The organism is Microbispora rosea (assembly GCF_044460045.1).
GTDB classification, from domain to species: Bacteria; Actinomycetota; Actinomycetes; order Streptosporangiales; family Streptosporangiaceae; genus Microbispora; species Microbispora rosea.
The window spans coordinates 990,245-1,015,281 of record NZ_JBITJO010000001.1 but is presented as its reverse complement, the minus strand read 5'-3'; the positions used below and the strand labels follow the sequence as shown (position 1 = coordinate 1,015,281).

Annotated in this window: 24 protein-coding genes; 8 read left to right on the top strand and 16 right to left on the bottom strand. The window is 71.7% G+C overall.

Translation table 11 applies throughout. The annotated features are described in order from the left end of the window. Positions 1-33: 33 nt before the first annotated feature. From modA to ACIBK1_RS04860, 3 genes are all read right to left on the bottom strand, one after another. Positions 34-810: a molybdate ABC transporter substrate-binding protein gene (modA, locus tag ACIBK1_RS04870; RefSeq protein ID WP_396732373.1), complete on the bottom strand. Its 777-nt coding sequence runs from the start codon at positions 808-810 to the stop codon at positions 34-36. A gap of 11 nt (positions 811-821) precedes the next feature. Then, on the bottom strand, positions 822-1,232 hold the full coding sequence (locus ACIBK1_RS04865; RefSeq protein ID WP_030507791.1) for a TOBE domain-containing protein: 411 nt from the start codon (positions 1,230-1,232) through the stop codon (positions 822-824). A gap of 81 nt (positions 1,233-1,313) precedes the next feature. Beyond that, positions 1,314-1,910, bottom strand: a complete 597-nt coding sequence (locus ACIBK1_RS04860; RefSeq protein ID WP_396732370.1) for a class I SAM-dependent methyltransferase — start codon at positions 1,908-1,910, stop codon at positions 1,314-1,316. A 102-nt stretch (positions 1,911-2,012) separates the two neighbouring features. On the opposite strand from ACIBK1_RS04860, the gene ypfJ reads away from it, so the two are divergent. Both ypfJ and ACIBK1_RS04850 read left to right on the top strand, forming a co-directional pair. After that, complete coding sequence (ypfJ, locus tag ACIBK1_RS04855; protein ID WP_396732366.1) at positions 2,013-2,897, top strand: KPN_02809 family neutral zinc metallopeptidase; 885 nt, start codon at positions 2,013-2,015, stop codon at positions 2,895-2,897. A 113-nt stretch (positions 2,898-3,010) separates the two neighbouring features. Further along, positions 3,011-3,676, top strand: a complete 666-nt coding sequence (locus ACIBK1_RS04850) for a DedA family protein (RefSeq protein ID WP_396732363.1) — start codon at positions 3,011-3,013, stop codon at positions 3,674-3,676. 102 nt (positions 3,677-3,778) lie between these two features. On the opposite strand, the gene ACIBK1_RS04845 is transcribed toward ACIBK1_RS04850, so the two are convergent. Further along, entirely contained in the window at positions 3,779-4,813 is a 1,035-nt protein-coding gene (locus ACIBK1_RS04845; RefSeq protein ID WP_239104868.1) for a lysylphosphatidylglycerol synthase transmembrane domain-containing protein, read from the bottom strand. A gap of 264 nt (positions 4,814-5,077) precedes the next feature. On the opposite strand from ACIBK1_RS04845, the gene ACIBK1_RS04840 reads away from it, so the two are divergent. Further along, complete coding sequence (locus tag ACIBK1_RS04840; RefSeq protein WP_396732360.1) at positions 5,078-6,142, top strand: sporulation protein; 1,065 nt, start codon at positions 5,078-5,080, stop codon at positions 6,140-6,142. Between the two features lie 267 nt (positions 6,143-6,409). Then, the gene (locus tag ACIBK1_RS04835) at positions 6,410-6,760 is read left to right on the top strand and encodes a hypothetical protein (RefSeq protein WP_396732357.1); all 351 of its coding nucleotides are present in this window, start codon (positions 6,410-6,412) and stop codon (positions 6,758-6,760) included. A 349-nt stretch (positions 6,761-7,109) separates the two neighbouring features. On the opposite strand, the gene ACIBK1_RS04830 is transcribed toward ACIBK1_RS04835, so the two are convergent. The 3 genes from ACIBK1_RS04830 to ACIBK1_RS04820 form a co-directional block, all read right to left on the bottom strand. Then, on the bottom strand, positions 7,110-7,355 hold the full coding sequence (locus ACIBK1_RS04830) for a hypothetical protein (RefSeq protein ID WP_030507785.1): 246 nt from the start codon (positions 7,353-7,355) through the stop codon (positions 7,110-7,112). Positions 7,356-7,706: 351 nt separating this feature from the next. Continuing rightward, on the bottom strand, positions 7,707-8,075 hold the full coding sequence (locus ACIBK1_RS04825; RefSeq protein WP_030507784.1) for a hypothetical protein: 369 nt from the start codon (positions 8,073-8,075) through the stop codon (positions 7,707-7,709). A 136-nt stretch (positions 8,076-8,211) separates the two neighbouring features. Then, positions 8,212-8,634, bottom strand: a complete 423-nt coding sequence (locus ACIBK1_RS04820; protein ID WP_030507783.1) for a hypothetical protein — start codon at positions 8,632-8,634, stop codon at positions 8,212-8,214. Positions 8,635-9,333: 699 nt separating this feature from the next. Here ACIBK1_RS04820 and ACIBK1_RS04815 point away from each other — a divergent pair. Together ACIBK1_RS04815 and ACIBK1_RS04810 are read left to right on the top strand one after the other, a co-directional pair. Next, positions 9,334-10,269, top strand: a complete 936-nt coding sequence (locus tag ACIBK1_RS04815; protein WP_396732352.1) for a hypothetical protein — start codon at positions 9,334-9,336, stop codon at positions 10,267-10,269. A 410-nt stretch (positions 10,270-10,679) separates the two neighbouring features. After that, positions 10,680-11,153, top strand: coding sequence for a hypothetical protein (locus ACIBK1_RS04810; protein WP_030507780.1), 474 nt, complete (start codon positions 10,680-10,682; stop codon positions 11,151-11,153). Between the two features lie 258 nt (positions 11,154-11,411). Here the strand turns inward: ACIBK1_RS04810 and ACIBK1_RS04805 are convergent, their stop codons facing one another. Genes ACIBK1_RS04805 through ACIBK1_RS04785 form a run of 5 tightly spaced genes read right to left on the bottom strand, consistent with a single transcriptional unit; the run spans position 11,412 to position 18,880 of the window. After that, positions 11,412-14,291 (bottom strand): DUF5682 family protein, encoded by a 2,880-nt coding sequence (locus ACIBK1_RS04805; RefSeq protein WP_396732349.1) that lies wholly within the window; start codon positions 14,289-14,291, stop codon positions 11,412-11,414. Next, the gene (locus ACIBK1_RS04800; RefSeq protein WP_396732346.1) at positions 14,288-15,403 is read right to left on the bottom strand and encodes an AAA family ATPase; all 1,116 of its coding nucleotides are present in this window, start codon (positions 15,401-15,403) and stop codon (positions 14,288-14,290) included. The genes ACIBK1_RS04805 and ACIBK1_RS04800 overlap by 4 nt, the downstream gene beginning before the upstream one ends. 11 nt (positions 15,404-15,414) lie before the next feature. Further along, positions 15,415-16,899 (bottom strand): VWA domain-containing protein, encoded by a 1,485-nt coding sequence (locus ACIBK1_RS04795; RefSeq protein ID WP_396732343.1) that lies wholly within the window; start codon positions 16,897-16,899, stop codon positions 15,415-15,417. Beyond that, positions 16,896-18,377: a hypothetical protein gene (locus ACIBK1_RS04790; RefSeq protein ID WP_396732340.1), complete on the bottom strand. Its 1,482-nt coding sequence runs from the start codon at positions 18,375-18,377 to the stop codon at positions 16,896-16,898. Before ACIBK1_RS04790 ends, ACIBK1_RS04795 begins: the two co-directional genes overlap by 4 nt. Then, a complete protein-coding gene (locus tag ACIBK1_RS04785; RefSeq protein ID WP_051761668.1) occupies positions 18,377-18,880 on the bottom strand; it encodes a hypothetical protein in 504 nt (167 codons plus the stop codon). The genes ACIBK1_RS04790 and ACIBK1_RS04785 overlap by 1 nt, the downstream gene beginning before the upstream one ends. A 211-nt stretch (positions 18,881-19,091) precedes the next feature. On the opposite strand from ACIBK1_RS04785, the gene ACIBK1_RS04780 reads away from it, so the two are divergent. After that, positions 19,092-20,180, top strand: coding sequence for a ThiF family adenylyltransferase (locus ACIBK1_RS04780; protein WP_396732337.1), 1,089 nt, complete (start codon positions 19,092-19,094; stop codon positions 20,178-20,180). Between the two features lie 117 nt (positions 20,181-20,297). On the opposite strand, the gene ACIBK1_RS04775 is transcribed toward ACIBK1_RS04780, so the two are convergent. Continuing rightward, positions 20,298-20,756, bottom strand: a complete 459-nt coding sequence (locus ACIBK1_RS04775; protein WP_030507773.1) for a nuclear transport factor 2 family protein — start codon at positions 20,754-20,756, stop codon at positions 20,298-20,300. Between the two features lie 84 nt (positions 20,757-20,840). Between ACIBK1_RS04775 and ACIBK1_RS04770 the strand changes: the two genes are divergently transcribed. Then, on the top strand, positions 20,841-21,479 hold the full coding sequence (locus ACIBK1_RS04770; protein ID WP_231513864.1) for a TetR/AcrR family transcriptional regulator: 639 nt from the start codon (positions 20,841-20,843) through the stop codon (positions 21,477-21,479). Between the two features lie 52 nt (positions 21,480-21,531). On the opposite strand, the gene ACIBK1_RS04765 is transcribed toward ACIBK1_RS04770, so the two are convergent. The 3 genes from ACIBK1_RS04765 to ACIBK1_RS04755 all read right to left on the bottom strand — a co-directional run bounded on the left by ACIBK1_RS04765 (position 21,532) and on the right by ACIBK1_RS04755 (position 25,010). Continuing rightward, positions 21,532-22,851 (bottom strand): sensor histidine kinase, encoded by a 1,320-nt coding sequence (locus ACIBK1_RS04765; RefSeq protein ID WP_051761652.1) that lies wholly within the window; start codon positions 22,849-22,851, stop codon positions 21,532-21,534. Next, entirely contained in the window at positions 22,848-23,537 is a 690-nt protein-coding gene (locus ACIBK1_RS04760; protein WP_231513863.1) for a response regulator transcription factor, read from the bottom strand. Before ACIBK1_RS04760 ends, ACIBK1_RS04765 begins: the two co-directional genes overlap by 4 nt. A 102-nt stretch (positions 23,538-23,639) precedes the next feature. Beyond that, the gene (locus tag ACIBK1_RS04755) at positions 23,640-25,010 is read right to left on the bottom strand and encodes a cation:proton antiporter domain-containing protein (RefSeq protein ID WP_051761651.1); all 1,371 of its coding nucleotides are present in this window, start codon (positions 25,008-25,010) and stop codon (positions 23,640-23,642) included. Positions 25,011-25,037: the final 27 nt, after the last annotated feature.

Below are 25,037 nucleotides of genomic sequence, written 5' to 3'. Positions count from 1 at the left end.
GCGCCCGCGGGACTCGCGCTCGTCCGGAGCCGCTCACGGCGCCTGAAAACCGGCCTTGGTCAGCACGTCCCTGCCCTGCTGCGACAGCACGAGATCGACGAACTCCTTGGCCAGATCGGGTGCGGGCGCCTTGGCGAGCGCCGCGATCGGATAGTCGTTGACGGCCTGGGCGGCTTCGGGGAAGTCGATGCCCTTGACCTTCCCGCCGGAGGCGATCACGTCGGTGCGGTAGACGAGCGCCGCGTCGACCTCGCCGAGTTGGACCTTGGTGAGCGTCGCCTTGACGTCCTGCTCCAGGGTGACGGGGGTGACCGTGAGCCCCGCCGCGTCCAGCGCCTTGGTCGCCGCCGCGCCGCAGGGCACCTGCTCGGCGCACAAAGCGACCTTGACCTTCGGGTCGGTCAGGTCCTTGAGCGACCCGACCTTGGCCGGGTTGTCCTCGGGGACGGCGATCTGCAGCGTGTTCCTGACGAACACGGTGGGCGCGGAGGCCAGCCCGGCGTCGGTGACCGTCTTCATCGTGGCCGGGCTCGCGGCGGCGAAGACGTCCGCGGGGGCGCCCTGGGTGATCTGCTGTGCGAGCGTCGCGCTCGACCCGAAGTTGAAGGTGACCTTCGTGCCGGAGTGGGTGCTCTCGAACTGCCTGCCCAGCTCGGTGAACGTCTCGGTCAGGGACGCCGCGGCGAACACCGTCAGCGACTTCCCGGCGCCGGAGGAGGCGGGAGCGGCCGTGTCCGGGGAGGACGAGCCGCACGCCGCCAGGCTCAGCACCAAGACGAGGACGGCGGCCAGGGAGAGAAGTCTGAGCACCACAGCTCCTTCTACTGACTCGCGACGCGCGCGTGGTCCGGGATCTCGACGACGACGTTGGTGGACTTGACGACGGCCACCGCCATCACCCCCGGTTCCAGGCCGAGCTCGTCGGCCGCCTGGCGGCTCATCAGCGAGACCACCCGGAACGGCCCGGCGGCGATCTCCACCTGGGCCATCACCGCGTCCCTGATCACCTCGGTCACGATCCCGCGTAAGCGGTTGCGCGCCGAGGAGATTCCGGTGCGCTCGTCCGCCTCGGTCTGCGCCCGCGCGAACGCGGCGAGGTCGGTGCCGGCGATCAGGCGGTGGCCGTTCTCGTCGCGGTGCGCGGCGAGCCTGCCTGCGTCGACGAGACGCCGTACGGTGTCGGCGCTGACGCCGAGCACCGCGGCCGCTTCGCTGATCCGGAACGTCGTCACGGGCACCACCTTACGCCGCATTTGCGGATATCGGGACTGATATTGGCTTGCAGAGGCTCTTTCATTTGACATAACTCCCTCTCATCTGCGAGCTACGGCCAGATAGCGCTCCTTGGTGTCGTGATAGTCGAGCAGGGTCCAGCCGGCGGCGTCCAGCAGGGGACGGAGGTTGTGCTCGGCCCGTACGTCGTCGGGGGTCAGGGTGCGGCCGCGCCGGGCCGCGAGCACCGCACGGCCCACGGGGTGGAACAGCGCCAGCCTCCCGCCGGGGCAGGTCACCCGTGCCAGTTCGGACAGCACGGCCTCCGGCCGGAGAACGTGGGAGATCAGCCCGGAGGCCAGCACGCCGTCCGCGACCCCGTCGCGGAGCGGAAGCCGTCCGACGTCGGCGATCAGCAGCAGGCCGGACTCGCCCCGCCCCCGCTCGCGGGCCGACCGGATCATCTCCGGGGTGACGTCCACGCCCACCACCCGCCCGGCGGCCCCGACGGCGTCCCGCAGCAGGGGGAACGCGCGGCCGGTGCCGCATCCGGCGTCGAGGGCCAGGCCTCCGGCCGGCAGGGCCATCTCGGCGATCGCGGCGGCGAAGGCCGGGCCGTCGTCGGGATACTTCTCCTCCCAGGTGGCCGCCTTCGCGGCGAAGAACTCCCGGGTCTCGCGCAGGGATCGATCGTTCACGGTCTTCGGCTCCTCAGCGGAAGGAGGTGGATGAACGGATGCAGGAATGCGGCCGTCGGGGATCATAGGGCGTGGCAGGTCCCGGGGCAGGAAGGCGGGCTTATGGACTTCCGCGACGACGTTGATCTCGACGCGTCACAGGTGGAGGAGGGCGGCGGAGGGTTCCCGGGAGGCGGGCTCGCGATCGGCGGAGGCGTCATCGGCGTCGTCGCCCTGGTCGTCGCCCTGGTCCTGGGCGTCAACCCGGCCGACCTTCTCAGCGGTGGAGACTCCTCGTCCGGCGGGTCCACCGGCGCGCGTCCGGCCTCGGATCTGACCGCCCAATGCAAGAAGGGCAGCGACGCGGACCAGTCGGACAAGTGCCGCGTGGTGGGTGTGGTCAACAGCGTCCAGAAATACTGGCGGGACGCCTTCGCCGAGCGGGGCAAGCAGCCGTATCGCAACGCGCGCACCGTCCTGTTCACCAACGCGGTGACCACCGGTTGCGGCCGGGCGAGCTCGGCCGTCGGTCCCTTCTACTGCCCGGCCGACAGCCGGGTCTACCTCGACCTCGGCTTCTTCACGGAGCTGGAGAGCCGGTTCGGCGCCAAGGGCGGGCCCTTCGCCCAGGCGTACGTGATCGGTCACGAGTACGGCCACCACGCGCAGAACCTCCTCGGCACCACCCGGCGGGCCGGCGGCGACAGCCAGGGCGCGGACAGCGCCTCCGTACGGCTGGAGCTTCAGGCCGACTGCTACGCGGGAGTGTGGGCGAAGAACGCGGTCGACACGGGGTTCTACGAGAGCCCGTTCACCAAGGCGGACATCCAGGAGGCCCTGGACGCCGCGGCGGCGGTGGGCGACGACAGGATCCAGGAGCGCACCCAGGGCAGGGTGGACCCCGAGGGGTGGACGCACGGGAGCTCCCGGCAGCGGGTGAAGTGGTTCACCACGGGGTACACGACGGGCTCTCCCGCCCGATGCGACACGTTCTCCGGCGCTATCTGATGTTTTCCCGGCGTACGTGACGCTTACTGAGGTTTTCCCGCCGCGAGCTACTGGCGTTTCCCTTACGACGTGCATTGTGGGGAGACAGTCATCGCGGCGGCGGGGGGCATCCGATGACGCAGGGGCTGCACCAGTTCATGGCGGTGACGGGTTCGTGGGCCTATTTGGTGGTCGGGCTGATGGCCTGCGCGGAGACGGCGGCGCTCATCGGGCTCGTGGTGCCGGGCGAGCTCACTCTGCTGATGGCGGGCTTCCTCGCCTTCACGGGGCAGGTGAGCCTGCCTCTCATGATGGTCGCGGCCGGCGTGGGCGCGGTCGCCGGGGACTCGATCAGCTATCGGATCGGCCGGCAGCTGGGGCCTCGTGTGCGTGACAGCCGGCTGGGCCGCCGGGTGAGCGCGGAGCGATGGGACCGCACCGAGGACTACCTGCGGCGGCGCGGCGGGCCGGCCGTCCTCTTCGGCCGCTGGGTCGGTCTGTTGCGCGCCCTGGTGCCCATGCTGGCCGGCATGGGACGCCTGCCGTACGGGCGCTTCCTCGCCTACGGGGTGCCCGGCGGGCTGGTCTGGGGGGCGGGCACCGTCGGGCTCGGGTACGCCGCGGGAAGCTCGTACGAGCTGGTGGAGCGGATCTCCGGGCGGGTCGGTCTCCTGGTCGCGTGCGGCCTGGTCGCGGTGGCCGCCGCCGGCCTGGGTGTCCACCGGCTGACCCGGCCGCGAACGCCGGTCGCGGCGGAGTATGTCAGGGCCACGTCCTCCGGCCGCCAGGTGAAAAGGTAACCCGCCGCGCCACCCGCCTCACCGCACGCAGCGCCACCCGCCTGCCGCCGCACCGCACACCTTCGGTGGCACCCCTGGGCGCGCCCCGAAACGGCGGCGGCGTCACGTTCGTGCCCGTATGGTCAGCGACCAGACGCTCCAGGCGAACCACCCGACGGGGATCTCGATCAGGTGGGCGAAGAACCAGAACAGCAGCACCGCCGCCGTGGCCGCCCCGGGCGCGACGCCGAAGCCGATCAGCGCCAGCGCGGTCGCCGACTCGCTGATCCCCGACCCGCCGGGCGTGATGACCGCGGTGGTCAGCACCCGGTTGATCGCGAAGGCCGCGACCGCCTCGGGAACGGCGACCTCGGCGCCGGTCACGCGCAGGCACCCGATGAAAAGAACGCACTGCAGCGCCATGTAGGCGACCATGCCGAGCGTGAGCCGGGGCCAGCGCGTACGAGTGATCTCGATGGTGGAGTGACGCAGATCGAGCAGGAAGTCGCGCAGGCATGGCTTGCGCCTGAGCGGCAGGAACCGGACCATCCGATCCAGGCCCCGCCCCAGCAGGTCGGCCACCGCCTCCCGGCGGAGGGCGACCGACATGGCGACGACCACGCCGATGAGCAACGCGCCGCCGACCCCGGCGGCCACCGCGAGCCGGCGGTCCGGCATGTATCCCGCGCCGAGCAGGCAGACGAGTCCCACGGCGGGGAGCAGGAAGCGGGACAGCAGGTTCCACACCCCCGTCACGACCGCGGAGGCCGCGACCGGCCGCCGTGCGAAGCCCCACCTGGTCATCATGGCGACGGTCATGGCCACACCCACGGCCCCGCCGAACGGCAGCACGTTGCTGGCGCCGCTGCCGACGCAGTTGACCAGCAGCGCCCGGCGTCTGCTCAACCCCGGAAGGGAATCGCTCACGACGTTCGAGTACGCCCACAGCCCGGCCAGCCACACCCCCGTGAGCACCGCCATCGCGCCCCAGCCGACCCGCACCAGGCGCTCGTCGAGCTGCCCCCAGGTGACTCCGGTGAGGTGAGGGAGGAACGAGATGAGCACGGCCGCCAGCGCCAGGGAGATCAGCGACATGACGACCCTGCTCGGGGACGCGCGACCCGTCGCCGCCTCTGCCTGCGCCGCAACAGTCTCCACGCCGGTTCGCCACCTCCACACTGTCCGCTTCACCCGTATTAGCGAGCCAAATGGAGAACAATCCCAAACATGCCTATTTGAGCAAAAGCCGCGTCAAACTTGCGGCAGCATCGATCCGCTCGCGAGCCCTCCGTACGGGGCCGGGCCGGGGAAATCGTGATCACTTGAGTCGGCGATCTCCACCGGTGGCCGGAACCCGGCCACGGTGCTTGATCGTTCAGGTGGGCGGCTGACACCTCATCAACCGTCGACAGGGAGAGACACGTGGTCTTCAAGCGGATGCTGGGCGCTCTCGGGGTGGGCGCCCCCTCGGTGGACACCGTACTGACCACCCCACGAGTCCGGCCGGGCGGCATGCTCACAGGAGAGGTGAGACTGACCGGCGGCGACTTCGACGCCGAGATCGAGGACATCACTCTCGGCCTGGTGGCCGGAGTGGAGATCGAGCACGGCGACGGCGAGAGCGCGGGGCTCGGGGAGTTCTCCCGCGCCCGGGTGTCCGGTCCGTTCACCCTGCGCCAGGGTGAGAACCGGAGCATCCCCTTCCAGATCCCGGTGCCGTGGGAGACCCCGATCAGCCAGATCGACGGACAGCCCCTCACCGGAATGGCGCTCGGCGTACGCACCGAGGTGGCCATCGCGAAGGCCGTCGACAAGGGCGACCTCGACCCGATCGCCGTCGAGCCGCTCCCCTCGCAGTCGCGCGTCCTGGAGGCGTTCCTCCAGCTCGGCTTCGCCTTCAGGTCGGCCGACCTGGAGGCCGGCCACCTGTACGGCGTACGCCAGGAGCTGCCGTTCTACCAGGAGATCGAGTTCTATCCGCCCCCGCGGCACGCCGGGGTGGTGGGGGAGGTCGAGCTCACCTTCGTGGCCGGTCCCGCGGGTCTGGAGGTGATCCTGGAGGCCGACAAGCGGGCCGGCCGTTACTCCGGCGACGCCGTCGGCCGCTTCCACGTCGGCCACGAGGACGCGGCGCGCATGGACTGGGCCGCGGAGATCGACCGCTGGCTGACCGGGCTCACCGGGCCCGGCGCCCCGTACGGTGACCACCACGGTGGCTACGAGCACGGATATGGCCACGGGGACCACGGCCACGGCTATGACCAGGGGCCTGGACACGGCTACGGACATGGCTATGGCCATGGCTATGAGCACGGCAATGCGCACGGCTATGAGCACGGCGGCCACCACGAGCACCGCGGCGGACCCGGCTGGGGCGCGGTGGCCGCGGCCGGCGCCGCCGGGGTCGTCGGCGGCCTGGTGGCGGGCGAGATCATCGAGGAGATCTTCGAGGGCGACGAGGACGAGGGCGGGGACGGCGACTGGTAACCCCCGCCCGGCGCCTCCCCGCCCGCGACGGCGCCGCCGGACACGTCTCGGATAAGAGGTGAGATTTCGATCGGGATCGGCCGCCGGCGGCGGTCTCCGGGGACGCAGGTGAACCCAAGGGATCGGGCCGGCGCCCGCTGATCGGCGCGGCGGCGGCGCCCGCGACATTGCCTTCGCTTGGAGTGTCGCCGCCCACACGCGTGATCAGAGGGGTTGTAGCGTGACAGCGGTCACAGTCAGTGACATCACGCAAACAGGAGGTTACGCATGATCCGTCGACTGCTCCTGGCCGGCGCTGCCTGCGCCGCCGGGATCGTCGTCATGGCGCCGATCGCCGCCTCGGCGGAGACGGCAGCCCCGCAGCACGCGGCCGCGACCGCACAGGCCGGCGACTGGGGTCACGGCGGCTGGGGTCACGGCGGGTGGGGTTACCGCTCCGGCCGTCCCTGGCACGGTGGCTACTGGGGCAGCCCCCTCGGCTACTGGAGCCGCCCGCTGGGCTACTGGAGCACGCCGGTGGTCACCACGCCGGTGGTCACCGCGCCGGTGGTCCTGGTGGACAGTCTTGCCGACGACTGCGCGGCCGCCAACTACAACGCCACTCCCTGCGACGGCTGACCGAGGATCTCGTGAGAGATCCCGCCTGAGGATCGCACCCACCACCCTCGATCGAGCACGGACTCGGCGAGGGATTTAAAAACCCCAGGTTGTCAGCAGATTTTGCTGACAACCTGGGGCCAAAGCCGGCCGCAACCCACAGATCTTCGGATACCGTTCGTAGCCATTCCCTCTCCCTCAGTAATGGCATGACTTCCTTCGATCCGGAGCGCGTGATGAACGGCCACGACAGACCTCGCTCTCCCCGGCGCGCCGGGCGAGCCCCTTACGGCCCCGGCCGCGCGGCACGGCCCAAGCCCCCGCCGTACGCGCCGGCCCCCGGGCGGCACGACGACATCGACGGCGACCTTCATGGCCGATATGAGCCGGAACGCGAGCCCTCCCCCATTTCGAAGGCCGGACGGCATCGCTCCCTGCCACGCCCGACGCTGATCCGTGCAGCGATCCTGACCGGGGCCGCGGTGCTGACCGCGGTGAGCGTCTGGGCGAGCATCGACACCTCCGGTCCGGCGCCGGGCTCGCCCCCGCCCGCCGGCACCGTGGCCACGACGGCCCCCGGCATCACGACTCCCGGGATCACGGTCCAGCCCAGCACCGCTCCGCCGGAACCCGCGCGACCGCCGTCCGAGCACCGTTCCCGCTCGAAGCGGGGCGAGAAGGGCCTGCCGACGGGGGCCCGGCGGCACCACGGCCCCGCTCACCCGTCGAGGGGCACACGGCCTCCTGCCGCCCACCCCCGCCCGCATGAGTCCTGACTTCCTCCGTCTCCCCCTCCGCACCATCGGCCGGCCCGCAAGGCCGCATCATCGGCCGTCCGCAGGGCCGCCCCCTCCCCCTGACGCCGCCCGCGACCTCCCCGCAGGGCCGCCCCCTCTCCCAGACGCCGCCCGCGACCTCCCCGCCGGCGGCGCCACATCGTTCTGGCACGTTCCAGACGTTCCTGGGCTCACGTCGTCCGCCGGACGAAGGTGCGGGTGACGGCGGTGCCGGTGTCACCCAGGGCGGCGGCCAGTTCCTCGGTGATGAGGGTCTTTTCGACAGCGACCGTTATCTCCTCTGCCGCGTACTCGGCCACGACGAGCTCGTGGCCGAGATCCCCACTTCTTCTGATGCGGACGCGCAGCGCCGGCATCGGGCGCGCGTCGTCGACGGGCTGAAGCAGCTTCAGCGTCGCCGTACCGATCTCGTCCATGGGGACGATCAGCTCGGGAGCGAACTGGCTCTCGTCGACGAAGGCGATGATCCTGTTATCGCGAAGTGCGTGGTGGATTACCACCGGCAAGCTATGCAGCAAGTGGGCGCGACGGAATTCCACTGATGGTTGCGACGGTGATGACACGAATCATCCACCATATCCTTTCTGTGCAATCACGTCCCCGATCGTTTCGCTGCTCGATGCCAGGAAAGTTTGACGCATCAGCACCGGCTAAGGCGACCGTGCATCCGGAAAATCACCTTTCCTCCCTTTCCGGCTCGGCCGTGCTATTGATCACCTGCATGAGTTCGTCGGCGAGGCGTGCGCACTGTTCAGTTGTATAACCCGTCGGCACGCGGAAGATCAGGCGTTCTCCGGGGCCGGTCCGGACGTCGGCGATGTCCCATCCGATCCACTGACTGATAGCCAGCGCCTTGACGCTGTCCGGATCCATCTCGAGGCCGGCCGCGAGAGCCTCCAAACGCCACAGATCCGGCATTCGCGACACCCGGCCACTCAGCACGTCGGTGATCCACTGGGCGGTGAGGCTCTGACCTGTGCTCCCGCTGACAGACCTCAGTGCGAGCGTGCGGATGCTCATTCCCTTGTCCGCCACGTAGTCGCGGATGCAGTCGCTCAGGGGGGTGGGGGGCTGGGGTGTCACGCGCTGCGACGGCATTCGGTTGTCAGCTCCTCGACTCTTTCTGGCCGCGATCACCCCCATCATGCCCGCTAGATCCTGACGACAGGGAGCAAACCCCGGCGAAGCCAGGGACCAGTTGTGTCAACAAGATGCGTCACCAAAAAGCCGACCCGCACAAGATTTATTCTCGGAAACCTTCCGTTTTCACGTGCGGCCGCGCCCGGCCGGATTAGAGTGCGACCTGCAGTCGAGACGTCAGCAGAATCTGATGATGAAGTTTCCATCGGAGAGGTTCGCTATGGCGGGAAAGCCGCAGATGCACCTTCGGAGCGTGGCGCTCTTGCGCGCCTTGATGGTCGGTCACAGTCAGAGCGTGGCCGATTTCGCTCGCCGGGCAGCCCTTACCAGACAGTGCATCGACGGTCTGCTCAAACGAGGCACATGCCGCCGCACCACGGCGGACGCCATCGCGGCAGCAGCGGGGGTGCGGACTCTCGACCTGTTCCGGCCCTCCGTGTCGTCAAAATTCGCTGACAGAAGTGAGGACTCGTGATCGCGTCACGTGTTTCCGATCCGGGGTCACTCCTGATCCCCGGCGGAGGCTCTCGCGGCGAGTCCGGGCCGGAACCGCCTCGACTGCGGTCCTGCGCATTCCGCTTCGCCGTCGCCACACCGACGGCTTCCGGGATGCGCATTCGATCCGACAGCAGCACACCTCAGGAAAGGAATCGTCTCTTGACGATGAAGAAAGCCCTCCTCACGGGGGCACTCGCCACCGCTGCCCTGGTCACTCCCATGGTGGTGGCCGCCGAAGCCGCGAGCGCGGCGAGCACCGCGCAGCAGGCCTCCAGCAGCGTCTCCCGTCCGGCCGACACCGCCAGGCGCGGTCCGGATCCGCGCGCGGACATCCGCGTGCACCAGTTCATCCTGAAGGGCAAGACGTACATCCTCCCCAGCTGCCAGTACGTCGTCAACGGCGGGGTACTCGTCTCGCCGACCTGCGGGGCCGGGCTGACCCGGCCGGTGTACGTCGTGTCCGGCCGCACCTACGCCCTGCCGGGCACCTGGCGCGACCAGATCGTCACCGGCCTGCCCGGCCGCTGGTACGGCCTCCCCGGCTACCAGCTCGGCACCGGCGTCCACGAGTACGTCGTGGGCACCCAGACCTACGTGCTCCCCAGCTGCCAGTCCGTCGTCAACGGCGGGATCTACATCTCGCCGAGCTGCGGGGCGGGGCTGACCACGCCGGTCTACGTCGTCGACGGCCGCTACTACCCGCTGCCCGGCAGCTGGGGCTGCGACGCGTCCCTCGGCCTGCCCGGCCGGTGGTACGGCCTGCCCGGCCGCGGGTACTGGAACCCGGGCCACAACTGGGGCGGCAGCCACTGGGGCGGCCACTGGGGCGGCGGCAGCTGGGGCGGCCACGGCGGCCCCGGCGGCGGCACCTGGGGCGGCCACGGCGGCCCCGGCGGTGGCTGGGGCAACCACGGCGGCCCCGGCGGTCCGGGCGGCTCGAACCACGGCGGCCCCGGCGGTCCGGGCGGCTCGAACCACGGCGGCCCCGGCGGTCCGGGCGGCTCGAACCACGGCGGCCCCGGCGGTCCCGGCTCTTCCAGCCACGGCACGGGGGCCGGTAGCTGGAGCGGCCACGGCGGCTGGCGGCGCGGCTAACCGCTCGCCCCGAAGTCAGCCGGCGCGGTGAACGGACATCCCACCGCGCCGGCGACGACAGCACCGAAATGCTCTCGGCGAGTGCGCGCCACCGCCGAGAAAGGCGAGGGACGTGGGGGTTACTAGTGGACGTCCCTCGTCCGGTTCGCGGCGGAGTTGCCTTCCGGAGCACCGGATGATCGTTTCCATTCGTGCCCCGCTACCTGGGGCAGGGTCGCGGATGGAAACGCGCCGCGAGAGAGCGGCTGCGACCGGCATCGTCGCAGCCGCTCTCCTTGTTTCGTCTCACCTCTGGACCGTACCCACGTCCCGATTCCGACATCCCGCGACACGACAGAAGCGTGACAGCCGCGGTCGGGCACCGCCCGGGGACGAATGCAGGTGCGGCCTCCGACGAAGGGAACCCCTCCGTGACTCTGGACTGGTGCATCGAGGTGGCGCTGCTCGGCCTGCTCGCCTTCTCGTCCTGGCCCTTATCCCGAGCCCGCCTCCTACGGCAGCCACGCCTGCTCAGCGACATCGTCGAAGCCGAGTTCGACCAGAACACGCGCCTGTACGTGGTGACGCACGTCCGCGTCGGAGGATCCACCACCACGCCGCTCGTCGCGGATTGGCACCAGATCGCGACGTACGCCGCACAGTGCTCCGGCGAGATCGGCACCCTCTATGTGTGCGTGCTGCACGGCATGCAGAAGTGGTACTGGCAGTGGGGCCTGATGACCGACGCGCCGGCCGACGCGACCCGCGGCAGGCGGGACGTGCGCCTGCGACACACGAAGCCGTACGACTGCCGACAGCGGATCGACGCGGTGCTGGAGGCGCTGGAGGATCGGCGTACGCCGTCGGCCTGCCGGTTCCGCCGGCGCCCCCGGACCATCGGGTGATGAGGGTCCGCGGGGGAGCCGGGCTCAGGGGCGGCGCCCCCGATTTGCGGACGAGCAGGTCAGGCAGTGATCTACCAGAGGACGGCAGGGTCGCCGAGCAGCCGCGGGGGCCTCGATGACCCACCGGCCGGACCGCTGGAGAGCCGGCGCCGCCTCCGCCCGGGTGGGCGTCGGCACGGAATGCTCGACGGCGCCGCCACCGGGTGAAGGCGCGAGCATTGGCTCACGCGCCGAGCAGCGCGGCGACCGCGCATGGGCTCAGGCACCGAGCAGCGCGGCGACCGCGCCGGTCGTCGCCGGATGCCGGGCGAGCAGGGCCCGCACCTCGCCGTCGTCCTGCCCGGCGCTCCCCCACTCCGCCGCGCAGCCGAGCAGCGCGGCCATGGCGTCGCACGCCTGTGGATGCCGGGTCAGCAGCGCCGACACCGGACCGCTCGGCGCGGGCGCCGAGCGGGTCCTGCGTACCGGCCCGGCCGGCCGTTCCCAGGGCGGGGTCCAGGCGTCCAGCTCGGGCAGCGCGCCGGGGAAGGTCCGCCCGGCCTCACGGACGAGCACGGGGACCAGCTCCGGCGCGTGCCGGCGCAACGTGGAGATCAGCTTCGGCAGCCACGGCAGCAGGACGGGGTCGGGCAGCCGCGCGAAGGCCTTCGAGAGCGCCTCGACCACGAACGGCGCGAGGCCGGGGACGGGTTCGAGCGCCTGGACGAACCCGCTCACATAGAGCGGATAGGCCGGGACGACGAGCGGGTTGGCCAGCAGCTCGTCGCAGCGGGCGCGCAGCTCCTCCCTGGTGAGCAGGCCAAGCTGCGTCTGCGCCGCCCACAGGAGCGCGACCTTGGCCGGAGCCCGCGGGTGCGCCTGCCGTACGGCCAGTTCGAGCTGGGCCCGGTCGCAGCCCAGCGACAGCGCGAGGCTCTCCAGCGTGAATAGGAAGCCGAGCATCGCGCCGACCTGGCGCACGCCCGTGTCGTCGTCGGCGAAGGCGGTGGGCAGCAGCGTGCAGTAATGGGCGTATCCGGCCGTGACGAAGTCCTCGCACCAGGCGGGCAGCTCCGGTTCGCTCGCCTGGTAGTAGGTCAGCAGCCGCCTGATCCGGCGCAGGACCTCGGGCGCGTCGTCCACCGTGCGCTCTGCGGCCAGCAGCTCGACGGCGCGGGCGCCGAGCTCGCCGGCGAGGCGGCGGCCACCCAGATAGAGGATGGCGTCCTCGACGGCCGCGAGCGCGGCCCCCGCCGTGGCCTGGGGGTCCCAGGCTGTGCGGCGCAGCCGCTGCTCCAGCACCTGTTCGACCGTGACGCCCTCGTAGCCCAGCTCGATGATCTCCCGCTGGTGCCGGCCGAGCGCCACGTCCCAGCTTTCCTGAATGGGCCGTTCGCCGAGGCGGCGCGCGCCCATGATCGGCCGGACCGCGCCGTCCGGCAGCAGGCAACGCAACGTCCACAGCAGATCGGAGCACGGCTCCAGCTCGGGATCCGCCTTTAGGTCGAGCAGCACCCGCTGCTGGGTGCGCCTGGTCAGGTCGAGTCCGAGAGGCTCAAGCCGGTCGTACACGTCACGGACCAGCGGGGGCAGCGCGTCGTAGCCGACCATTCCGATCTTGTCGCCGCCCAGGAGGATCTCGCACAGGCGGCGGACGTCCCGGCGGCCCGGCACGGAGTCCTTCTCGATACAGGTCACGGCCGCGTCGGCGAAGTCGTACGGCGTGGGCCTGGCCCGCCCGCGCAACCCCGCCAGCAGGATCGACGTCTCGAACACGGCGATGGCGTCGGCCGTGCTGGCCAGATAGCCGTTGCGGCGGGCCAGCCGCACGATGTCGACGCACCAGCCGCGCAGTTCGTTCTCGTCCAGGCCGTCGAGCGCGGGCGGGCCGGCGAGGAACCCCGACAGCCGGTCCGCCGCCGGCTCGGCGGCGGGCGACGTGGCCGTGGCGGTCCCTGGTTTGGCGGCTTTGGTGGTTCTGGCGGCCCGCTTCCCTGATCCGTCCTGCTGTCCTGCCAGCCGGTGGGGCGTGAGGCCCCCGCGCTTGACCGCCTTGGCCCAGGTGGCGGCGGCGATGGACACCGAGCCCTGCGCCAGGCCGAACTGCGCCTCGATCGCGGAGTGGCTGGAGGGGATCAGCCCGTAGAGCCAGCCCGTGCCCGTGCGCGGCCCGATCTCGTACGGCGGCGCCTCGGACCGCAGGCCGAACTCGGCGATGGTGCTGACGGCGTGGAAGGCCCCGCACACGTACATGCAGTCGGCGGGGTCGGCGCCCGACGCGGCGAGGTGCTCGCGGATCCGCGTCCACATGTAGCGCTCGCGTTCCTCGTCGACGGCCAGGCGGCCGTCCGCGTCGGGGCGCAGCCGCCGGAACAGGCTGCCGACGAGCGCCATCGCCTGGCGATAGGTGCCGTAGTCGGCCCCGGTCAGCGGCTGCTCGACGTACTGGTCCCACCACTCCGACCAGTGCCGCACCTTGCCGTGGTGCAGCAGGTGCTTTTCCAGCTCGGCGAAGCGCGGCCGCAGGTCGCCGATCTCGACACCCACGGCGTCACCGTGCAACGCCGCCTCGTCGCCGTGCCCGTCTTCGGCGGAGCCCGCCTCCTGCGGAGCGGAGCCGGTTTCCCGCGGAGCGCCGGTTTCCTGCGGAGCCGAGCCGGCCGGACCGTCCGTCTCCCGGGGCAGCCATTGGAAGACGTGGTCCACCGAGCGGTCGACCAGCACGATCTCGACGCCGGGGGTGTCGAGCGCGTAGGCGATGGCCTGATACTCCGCCGACGCCTCGGTGACCGGCGCGATCACGCTGAGCGGCCCCGAGCCGGGCGGGAACCCGTCGAGCCGGGTGGCGAACGCCTGCAGCGCCACCGGCAGCCGGCAGTTGCGCAGCTCGTCCAGGAGCGGACGCAGGTCCTCGCACAGCTCCAGGTAGACGACCTTGGGCCGCTTGTCGCGCAGCCGCCGGGTCATGGCCAGGGCGGAGGCCGGCGAGTGGTGGCAGACCGGGAAGATCTCCAGCTCCTCGCGCAGCATGCGGTCGACGTCGTCGACCATGCCGGACAGGATGCCTGCCAGGGTCTGGGAAGGCGCCGCGTCCCCGTCACCGGAGAAGGCCGCCGCGGCGTCGAGAAGCTGCTCCCGCAGGGCGTCGAAGGTGCTCATGACAGCGTCGAGATCGCCTGGCGGCCGCCGTCGAGGAACCGCGTCCACTCGCCGCCGTCCTGCTTGCTGCGGGGTTCGACCACACCGTGCCAGTACTTGTTGAGGATGGCGAGGTCCTCCGGGGCACGCCTGGCCAGCGAGCCCACCAGGGCGCCGGCCAGCGTCTCGGCGCGCAGCGTGCGGTCGCCGAAGAACTGGCTGTGCAGGATGGCGTCCTCCAGCACGCCGATCTGCTCGGCGGTGGACAGGGCCGACTCCAGCTTCTCGTCCTCGCTGGTGGCCGACGCCGCCGCGGCGCGCAGGTCGGCGAAGCTCTGCAGCAGGATGTCCAGGAGCGCGGGCGGCACGTCCAGCTCGATGCGGTGACGGCGCAGCAGTTCCGTGGTGCGGAAGCGGACGATCTCCGCCTCGCTGGCCTTGCTCGTCACCACCGGGATGCGGACGAAGTTGAACCGCCGCTTCAGCGCGGAGGACAGGTCGTTCACGCCCCGGTCCCGGCTGTTGGCCGTGGCGATGATCGAGAACCCGGGCCTGGCGAACACGGTGTTATCGGTGTCCAGCTCGGGAATCGAGACGTACTTCTCCGACAGGATCGAGATCAGGGCGTCCTGCACGTCGCTGGTGGAGCGGGTCAGCTCCTCGAACCGGCCGATCATGCCCTGCTCCATGGCTGTCATGATCGGCGAGGGGATCATCGACTCGCGGGACTGACCCTTGGCGATCACCATCGAGACGTTCCACGAATACTTGATGTGGTCCTCGGTGGTGCCCGCCGTTCCCTGCACGACCAGGGTGGAGTCGCGGCAGATGGCGGCGGACAGCAACTCGGCCAGCCAGCTCTTGCCGGTGCCCGGGTCGCCGATCAGCAGCAGGCCGCGGTCGGAGGCGAGCGTCACGATGCTGCGCTCGACGAAGCTCCGGTCGCCGAACCACTTCTGCGGGATCTCGCGGTCCAGGCCGTCGGACCGCTCGCTGCCGAGCACGAACAGCCGGACCATCCGGGGGCTGAGCCGCCAGGAGAACGGCTTGGGGCCGTCGTCGATCGACTCCAGCCAGTCGAGCTCCTCGGCGTACTTCACCTCGGCGGGCGCGCGGAGCATCTCGTTGGTCATGTGGGGGTCTCCTAGGCGAGGAAGTTCTTGAGTTCGAACACGAGCTTGCGGATGTGGCCCGAGATCACCGGAGTGCCCAGGTCCTTGAGCTTCTGCCGGAACCACGGGTTCACGCTCTGGTGACCCGAGCTGTTCACCGAGCCGACCGGGATGAACTTGACCCCGGAGCGGTGCACCGACTGGATGGCGTCGAAGAGCGGCTGCGACCGGTCGAACTCGTAGAAGTCCGAGATCCACACCATCACCGTGTTGCGCGGGTCGGCGATCTTCGGCTGGGCCATGGCCATCGCGACGGGGCCGTCGTTGCCGCCGCCCAGGTTCGTGCGCAGCAGCACCTCGAACGGGTCGTGCACCCACGGCGTGAGATCGAGCGCCCTCGTGTCGTACGCGATCAGGTGGACGTCCACCTTGGGCAGTCCGGCGAAGATCGACGCGAGGATCGTGCAGTTGACCATGGAGTCCACCATCGACCCCGACTGGTCCACCACGACGATCAACCGGGCCGGGGTGGTCCGGCGGGCGGTGTGCCGGTAGTAGAGCCGGTCGACGTAGAGCCGCTGGTCCTCCGGGTTCCAGTTGGTGAGGTTCTTCCAGATCGTCCGTTCGACGTCCAGGTTGCGGAACACCCGTTTGGGCGGCACCGACCGGTCGATCGTGCCCACGCCGGCCTTCTCGACCTGTGTGCGCAGCACCTCGGCGACCTCGTCGACATACCGGCGGATCAGCGCCTTGGCGTTGGCCAGCGCCACCCCCGACAGGTTGGCCTTGTCGCGCAGCAACTGCTCGACCAGCGACATGCTGGGCGTGAGCTGCCGCGCCAGGGCCGGGTCGGCAAGGACCTCACGCAGCCGCATGCGGCTGACCAGCCCGGCCTCGATGTCGGCCAGCACCTTGGCCAGGTCGCCGCCGAGTCCGGCGTCGATCCCACGGCCGGTCCCGCCGCCGGGGCTCTGCCCGAACCCGGCCGCCGGCCCGGCATCAGACCCGGCATCCGGCCCCGTTCCGGCCGCCGCGCCGGACGCCGCGCCGGACGCCGCGCCGGACGCGCCGCCGGGCTCTCCGGCACCCGTGCCCATTCCCGCGCCCATTCCCGGTCCGGGCGCCGGCCCCGCGCACAGGGCCCGCTTGAGCCAGGCGGCGTCCTGCTGCCAGGTCGCGAGCTGGGTGGCGCTGACGTCACCCGCGCCGGTGGCGAAGACGTTGAGCAGCAGCTTCGAGACCAGTGCCGCCCGGCGCACCTCGCCGCCCGGCACGTGCTCGCCCGACGTGAGCAGGGTCTCGAACTCGGCGGCCAGTTCCGGGAAGCGCTGCACCAGCGAGTCGACGGAAACGGCCGGGTCGAGCAGCCCGGCGGGCAGGGCCAGGTCGCCGGCGACCGCGACGCTCGCGGTCTCCAGCGCGGGCTGCTCCTCGTGGTCGAACAGCCGGGCGAGCAGCCGCCAGTAGAGCACCTGACGCCGGTTGCGGTCGGCGTTCGCGGAGATGTCGTCGCTCATCGTCGCAGCAACCGTCCGGCTCGTTCCCGCAGCACGGCCTCCGCGTCGGCGGCCCTGGCCTCGGCCTTGGCCGCCTTGGGGTCGGTGGGGCCGAGCGCCCAGTCGCCGATGGCGACCACCACCGCCTCGCGCTTGACCGTCGCCTGCACGGCGAGCGGCTGCAGCGTCCATCGGCCGCCGTCCCACCGGACGAGTCCCACGCACGCCGTCGATGCCGCCACCAGCTTGGGCGTGAGCGGACCGCAGCCGGGCAGCCGTTCCGCGTCCACGGCGAGCATGGCTCCCCCCAGGTCGAAGGAGCCGTCCTTGGTGACCTTGTAGCCCTCCACGAGCACGGGTTCGGCGATCCGCACCGGAGCGCGGTCGAGGGGCGGCACCGCCGGGGCGAGCGCGCCGGGCAGGCACAGCCGGGCGGTCGCCAACGGGTCCGCGGGCTTGCTCACGAACGCGCGGTCGTCATGCCACACGAGGTCGCCGCTGTCGAGCAGGGGCATGTCCGCGATCTCGATGCAGCGGCGGTCGGCCAGCGCGGCCAGCAGCACCTTGTGGCGCTGCGGCAGCTTCCACAGCGCCGTCCCGACGATGGTGTCGACCTTGGCGGCCGTGACCGAGGTGCGCACCAGCAGGGGTGTGCCGCCGTCCGCGGGTTCCAGGACGGCGTGCACCTGGAACTGGACGGCGGTGCCGTGCTCGTGCACGTCGACGCCGAGCACCAGCAGCCGTCCCGACACCGTGGCGGCGGGCCGGGGCTCGCCGGTCAGCACGCCGTCCTGCGCCAGCAGCAGGGCGCGGGTCCACAGGTCGGCCCAGCGACGCACCGGCAGGTGCTCCGCGGAGCCGATCGGGCAGGAGGCGCGCAGTTCGGCGGCGAAGCCGTCGAGCAGCACCGCGAGCCTGCGCAGATCCGGCGCGGCGAGCAGGGCCTCGATGACCTGGTCCGCCGCGGACACGAGGTCGTGGTCGACGCCGCGCCAGCCGGTGATGGCCAGCTCGCGCAGCCAGGAGCGGACGCCGCCGAGCACGTTCCCGACCGGCTGAGTCTCGCCTGCGGCCGGTTGGGCGGCTGACTGGGCGGCTGACTGATGAGCGGCGGAGCCGCCCGCCGTCTCCGGGTCGCCGGGCGCCGGCGGCCACTCCGCCCGCTCCCGGCCGAGGGCCGTGTCCAGGCTGTCGAGCAGGGCGTCGTGCACGGCGCCGGACAAGGCGACCCGGCCGCCCGCCAGGGCCGTCAGATGCTCCTGCGTGATCGAACCGGACACGACCGCGCCGGCGGCCTCCGCCAGCCGGTCGCCGAGAGGCGTGGCGGCGAACGCCGCGGCCAGCGCGGCCACCGCGTCGGCGCGATCGTCGGCGAGCCGGGCCAGGCCGTGCACCAGGGCGTCGTCGAAGCCGTCGAGCAGCGCGAGCGCCTCCTCTGCCCCCTGACCGGTGCTTCCCGAGTCGCCGCCGAGCAGGGCGGTCAGCTGTACGGCGAGCATCAGCCCACCGTCCCCGTGGCCGGGAACCAGTGCAGCTCCGGGATCGGCAGGGTCGTGTCGGGCACCTCAAGGTAGGCCAGGTGGCGCAGGAACCGGCTGAACACGACCGCGGCGGGGGCGGGCTCGTGGACGCCGCCCAGGCAGCCGGCCAGATCCGCGCCCTCGGGGACCTCGACCCGCAGGTAACGGGACACCCGGTCGACGCCGTACTGGACGACGGCCTCGGCGACCAGGGCCCGCAGGTGTTTGCACGGCGAGCCGTACAGGCCGCCGCAGGGGCGGTTGTTGTTGGTGCTGCAGTTGTAGTTGTGGGTGCCGGCGGCGATGGAGGAGACGTAGACCCGGCCGATGTCCGAGCCGCTCGACACCACGCCCTGCAGCCGGCCGTCCGCCAGCTCCACGAAGGGGACCTTCGCCAGCTTGCGCGGCTGGACCGGCGGCACCACCCGCAGCCTGCTGTGTCGTGTCCACACGGCCGCGCCGTTGGGGGAACGGTCTGTCATGATCCGGAACGTAGCCGAGCCGTACGACAAAACAGCCCGGAGCCATCCGCCCGGAGCGGCCGGCCCGCGGACACGTCGCTCACCGCCGCCGTACGCAGGGACGATGCCGCTTGGGCATTCGTCTTGACATGGGTGGACACTTCCAGAAAGATCCACCTGTCGATTACTGTCCGGCTCGCGATGCCGAGAGGTCGCCTTGCGGTTGCCCCGTGTGAAAACCCAGCACCGCCCCCACCGGTACGGCAACGACCGGATCCGGATAGGCGGGACCGCCCAGGAGATCAGCGACCCTCACGGCCACGCCTGGGCGGCCCTGAACGCGATGGACGGCACCAGGACTCCGGAGGAGATCGCCGCCCGCCTGCGCCGGGCGTTTCCCCGGCTCACCGAGGCCGAGGCGACCGGCGTCGTCGATCGCCTGCTCACCTCCGGATATCTAGAGGACGCCGCCGGCCCGCAGCCCGAGGAGCTCACCCCGCGGGAGCTGGAACGCTATTCGCGCAACGCGGCGTTCTTCCGCGGCAGCGGCCTCGCGCCGCGCGAGCACGGCTGGGAGGCCCAGGTCCGCCTCAAACGCTCGCGCGTGCTCGTCCTCGGGCTGGGCGGGACCGGCAGCCACACGGCCTGGGCGCTCGCCGCGTGCGGCGTCGGCGCGATTCACTGCGTGGACCGCGATCTGGTCGAGCTGTCCAATCTGACGCGGCAGGCCCTCTATCGGGAGGCCGACATCGGCAGCCCCAAGGTGGACGTGGCGGTCGCCCGGCTGGCCGAGGTCAACTCCTCCGTCCGCGTGACCGGGGAGGCCCGCGCGGTGGAGTGCGAGGAGGACATGCTCGACCTCGTACGCGGGTTCGACGCGGTGGCGATGTGCGCCGACGAACCGGCGGGCCGGGGCGGCATCCGCATCTGGGTCAACCGGGCCTGCCTGTCGGAGAAGATCCCATGGGCGCTCGGCGGTTACAACGGCCCGCTGGTGAGCGTGGCGGCGTTCACTCCCGGGGGCCCGTGCTACGAGTGCCTGACCGCGAGCGTCGACGCCCCGCTCGCGCCGGGGATCCCCCTCGACCTCGGCGGGCCGGACGTCATCGCGCCCTCCGCCGGAGTCTCCGGCCACCTGACCGCCCAGGCGGTCATCGCGTTCCTGACGGGGATTCCCGCGACCTCGGGCAGCTACGTCACCGGCGTCAACCTCGTCGCGCCGGACCAGCACGTCTACACGCGCCATCCGGCGGCGCCGGACTGCCCGGCCTGCGCGCCGGACGTGCTCCGCGCCGGACCCCTCGGCAGCATGGCCGGGTGACACGGCGCCGGGCGAGCCGTGCGGGTCAGCCGGCCCCGCCAGGCTCCCCCGGTCAGGCGCCCTCGCCCGTGAGGCGAGCCGTGCGTCAGGCGAGGCCGATCAGGCGAGCCGTGCCGGTCAGGCGAGCGGGAGGCCGGCCCCGCGCTCCGACTCCGGGCGCGGGCCGCGGATGCGCCGCTCGCCCTCCTCGATCGGCACGTCGTTGATGCTCGCCTCCCTGCGGCTCATCAGGCCGTCGGCGGTGAACTCCCACAACTCGTTGCCGTAGCTGCGCCACCACCGGCCCTCGGCGTCGCGCCACTCGTACTGGAACCGTACGGCGATGCGGTCGCCGCCGAAGGTCCACAGGTCCTTGCGCAGGGCGTAGTCGCGCTCGCGCTCCCACTTGCGGCGCAGGAAGGCGACGATCTCCGCACGTCCGGTCACGAACTCCGACCGGTTGCGCCACACCGAGTCCTCCGTGTACGCGAGCGCGACGCGTTCCGGATCTCTGCTGTTCCAGGCGTCCTCGGCGGCCTGCACCTTCTGCCTGGCGGTCTCCTCGGTGAACGGCGGAAGCGGGGGACGTGTGCTCATCGTGCTCTCCTCTCCGAGCGAGAGAACGCTCGTTCTCCATACGTATCGTAGAGAACGAGCGTTTTCGTACGCGAGGAGGGGCCGGTGGACACACAAGGCGCGGACACCGCGCGGCGCGGGCGGATCGACGGCGACGAGGCGCGCCGCCGCATCCTCGACGCCGCCGAGCGGCTGTTCTACGCCCGGGGCGTCCAGGCCGTGGGCATGGACCAGATCCGCGACGCGGCCGGGGTCTCGCTCAAGCGGCTCTACCAGTGCTATCCCTCGAAGGACGTGCTGGTGGAGGCCTACCTGGAGCATCGCGACCGGCGGTGGAACCAGGCCCTGGCCGAGCACGTCGGCCGCGTCGCCACACCCCGCGAGCGGGTGGCGGCCGTCTTCGGCTTCCTCGCCGAGTGGTTCGAAACGGCGGACTTCCGCGGCTGCTCGTTCATCAACGCCTTCGGCGAGCTCGGCCCGACGTCACCGCCCGTCGCCGCGGCGGCGCGGGCGCACAAGCGCAGACTGCGGGAACGGCTTGGCACGCTCGTGACGGAGGCGGGCGCCGCCGACCCGGACGTGCTCGCCGACCAGCTCCTGCTGCTGGTGGAGGGGGCCATCGTCGCCGCCGCGATGGGCACGGCCACCGGCCCCGCCGAGCGGGCCCGATCCGCCGCGGGCGCGCTGCTCGACGCCGCGACCGCGCCCGACCACGCCCTCGTCCCGCCGCAGTCACGCCCGTAGGCACCAAGCACCGTTCAGCACCGGCAAGCGCCCCGGAGAGCTGCAGGGAGGGCTACAGGGAGGCGTCGCCGCGGCCGGAGGCGGTCGCCTCGGGCGTTCTGTCCGTCTCGCTCCGCGCCTGCTGCGACAGGAGGACCCGGGACAGACGCGGAGCGGGGTTCGCCGCCGCCTGTGGAAGACGGATGGTGAAGGTGGCCCCGGCACCCGGTCGCCCGTCCACCTCGATCGTGCCGCCGTGCGCGTCCATCACCTCGCTCACGAGAGCGAGACCGATGCCGAGACCTCCGGTGTGCGGCGCGCCGACGTGTCTGGCGAACAGGCGCTCGGCGTCACGCGGGTCCAGCCCCACACCGTCGTCCCGGACACCGAGCTGAACGGTCTCGGCACCCGAAGACACGGTCACCCAGATGTGGCCGCCCGCCGAGGTGTGGCGCAGCGCGTTGTCGAGGAGCGCCGAGATCACCCGGCGCAGCGCGGACGGCGCTCCGCACACGACGTGATCACCCGGACCCCGCCGCACGTCGATCGTCACCCCGCGCTGCCCGGCGCGGGCCGTCTCGGCGTCGGCCGCCTCCTCCGCCAGCACACCCAGGTCCGTGGGGCCGAACGGCCGGCGGTGCTGCCTGAGCTGGGTCGACAGCAGCAGGTCCTCGATCACCTCGCCCAGTTGCCCGATGCCGGTGACCAGCCGGTCGACGTCGCCCACGACGACGAGAGGATCACGCTCCCGCCGCAGCCGCCGGGCGGCGAGCTGCGCGCGGACGTGCAGCCGGGTCAGCGGGCTGCGCAGTTCGTGACTGACGTCGGCGGTGAACCGGCGCTGCCGGTCGAGGGCCTCGCCCAGCGGTGCGATCGCCCGGCGGGCGAGGACCTGGCCGATCAGCAACGCCGCCAGCAGGGCCGCCACCTCGGCCGCGCAGAGCGTGCGCAACAGCCGCTGCCGCTCGGTGACGGGGAAGTACAGGTCCATCACCGCCTGCGTGAGCACCTCGCCGCGCCGCTGCGTACGGACCAGGTAGGTGCCGCCGCCGATCTCCGCGACCTCGACCCGGGTGCGGCCGTCGGCGGCGACCCGGTCGAGCGCCTCGCGCACCGGCAGGTTCTCCGGCGCCCCCGGGGTGCCCCGCACGGTGTTGGCCCGGAGCTCGAACAGCCATACGCAGGGCGGCGGGTGGTCCATCGGGGCGGACACCGCGGCCACGGCCAGATCGCGCCGGGCGGTGGCATCCTGCGCGTCGACCACGAGGCAGTAGACCAGCGTGCCCAGGAGGGCGATCGCCAGCGAGAACACGGCCGCCACCTGCGCGGTGATCCGGCGGCGGGTCCGGATCAGCAGGCGCCGCTCCGGGTCGAAGGGCCGTCTCGTCGTCACAGCTCACCCAGGCGGTACCCCACGCCTCGCACCGTCCGGACGACGCCGGGCCCCAGCTTGTTGCGCAGGTAGTAGACGTAGGTGTCCACGATCGACTCGGTCCTGGCGCCGTCGAAGATCCGCTGCCGCAGCGAGGTGCGCGTGTGCACCTGCCGGGGACGGGCCGCCAGCGCGTGGAGAAGGCGGCACTCCTGGCCGGACAGCGTCACCTGCTCGCCGGACGGCAGCCGTACGGTGCAGGACGCGGAGTCGAGCCAGCCGGCGCCGAGCGGCAGCAGCGCGGCCTGGTCCAGGTTCCTGCGGTGCAGGGCGCGCACCCTGGCCAGCAGTTCGTCGATCTCGAACGGTTTGACCAGGTAGTCCTCGGCGCCCGCGTCGAGTCCGGTGACCCGGTCGGCGAGGGCGCCGAAGGCGGTGAGTATCAGCACCGGCGCGGTGACCGCCTGCCGGCGCAGCCGCCGCAGCAGATCGAGCCCGTCGACCACGGGCAGCCCGCGGTCGATGATCATCGCGTCGTAGCCGCGGCTCAGCGCCAGATGCAGCCCCCGCTGGCCCTCCAGCGCCAGGTCGACCGTGTAGCCCTGGTCGTTGAACACCTCGACCAGCATGTCTCCCAGCTCGCGGTCGTCCTCCACGAGCAGCAGGCGCAAGGAGCGCGGTTCGGATGTCCCCGATATCCGTGCCACCGGACAACCGTGGCACCGCGATGGGGAAATTTCCAGAGTTCGGAATGCCGTCCCCGGAAACATCCCCCCATATTCTGCGAATGTCCGAGTTCACACATGAAATTAGATGAAACCGGTTTCGCCCGCCGCCGCACCGACAGGCGCAGCGCTCCCCGTTTTCCTCGCGTCGGCCCGTTCGAGGCGCTCCGGCAGCGCGAGTTTGTACAGCGGCAGCGCTCCCGCCGTGGTGAGCACCGCCACGAGGACCAGCATCGCGAAGAGCTCCTGCGTGATCATGCCCTGCGCCAGGCCGATGTTGATGAAGATGAGGATCATCAATCCGCGGGCGTTCATCATCGCGCCCATCGCCCAGGATTCGCGCCAGCCGAATCCCAGCGCCCGCGTCGCGAGCGAACAGCCGAAATACTTCCCGGAGAAGGCCAGGGCCAGGATCAGCGCGAACATCAGGAGCGCGGAGCCTCCGGCGATTCCGCCGAGATGGGTGTTCAGCCCCGAGAACGCGAAGAAGACCGGCAGCAGCAGGGTCGACACGACATCCATCATCCGGCCGTGCAGAGCGGCGCGGAACGCCGGCTCGCGCGGCATGGCCAGCCCGGCGACGAAGCCGCCGAAGACCGAGTAGACGCCGATCGCGTCGGTGATCCATCCGGCCGTGAGCGGCACCAGCACGATCACGTACACGGCGCCGGCGCCGAGGTTGCCGGTGCGCGCGACCCGACGGCCCAGGGGGCGCAGCAGCGGAGCCACCACCCCGAGCATCACCACCGCGAACACCGCCGCCAGGGCGATGGTGCGCAGCGTGTCACCGGTGCCGCCGCCCAGGTGCACCGCCGACAGCGCCGCGAGCAGGCACCACGCCACGGCGTCGTCGATCGAGGCGGCCAGCAGGGCGATCCTGCCGATGCGGGAGTTCTGCAGCCCGCGTTCGTACAGGATTCTGGCGAGCATGGGGAACGCGGTCAGCGACAGCGCTCCCCCGAGGAACAGGGCGAACTCCACCCGGCCGACGTCCGGGCGGGAGAGGCTGTCCCACAGGACGAGACCGGCGGCGCCGCCGAGGACCAGCGGAGAGAGGATCCCCGACGCCGCGAGCACGCTCGCCTTGCGCAGCTCGCCCGGGGCACGCGCGTCGTGGTCCATCCCCGCCCCGACCAGGAACATGTACAACGTCAGGCCGAGGGTGCTGAGCACGTACAGGACCGGCCTGACCTCGGCGGGGAACAGGGCCGCCTGGGCGTCGGGGAACAACGCGCCGAGCAGCGTCGGCCCGAGCAGGACGCCGGCGACCATCTCGCCGACGACGCGCGGCTGCATCACCAGGGTGGCCAGCCGGCCGCACAGCGCCGCGGCCAGCAGGATGACGGCCAGGGCCGGCAGCACCCTGAGGGCCAGCTCCAGGTTGGCGTCGGCCGCCTGGGCCTCGGCGTGGACAAGGGCAGGGACAGAAGCGGGGAGAAGGGCCGGAAGGGGCATGACATGTGCCTCCGCTCGTGGTCGGTC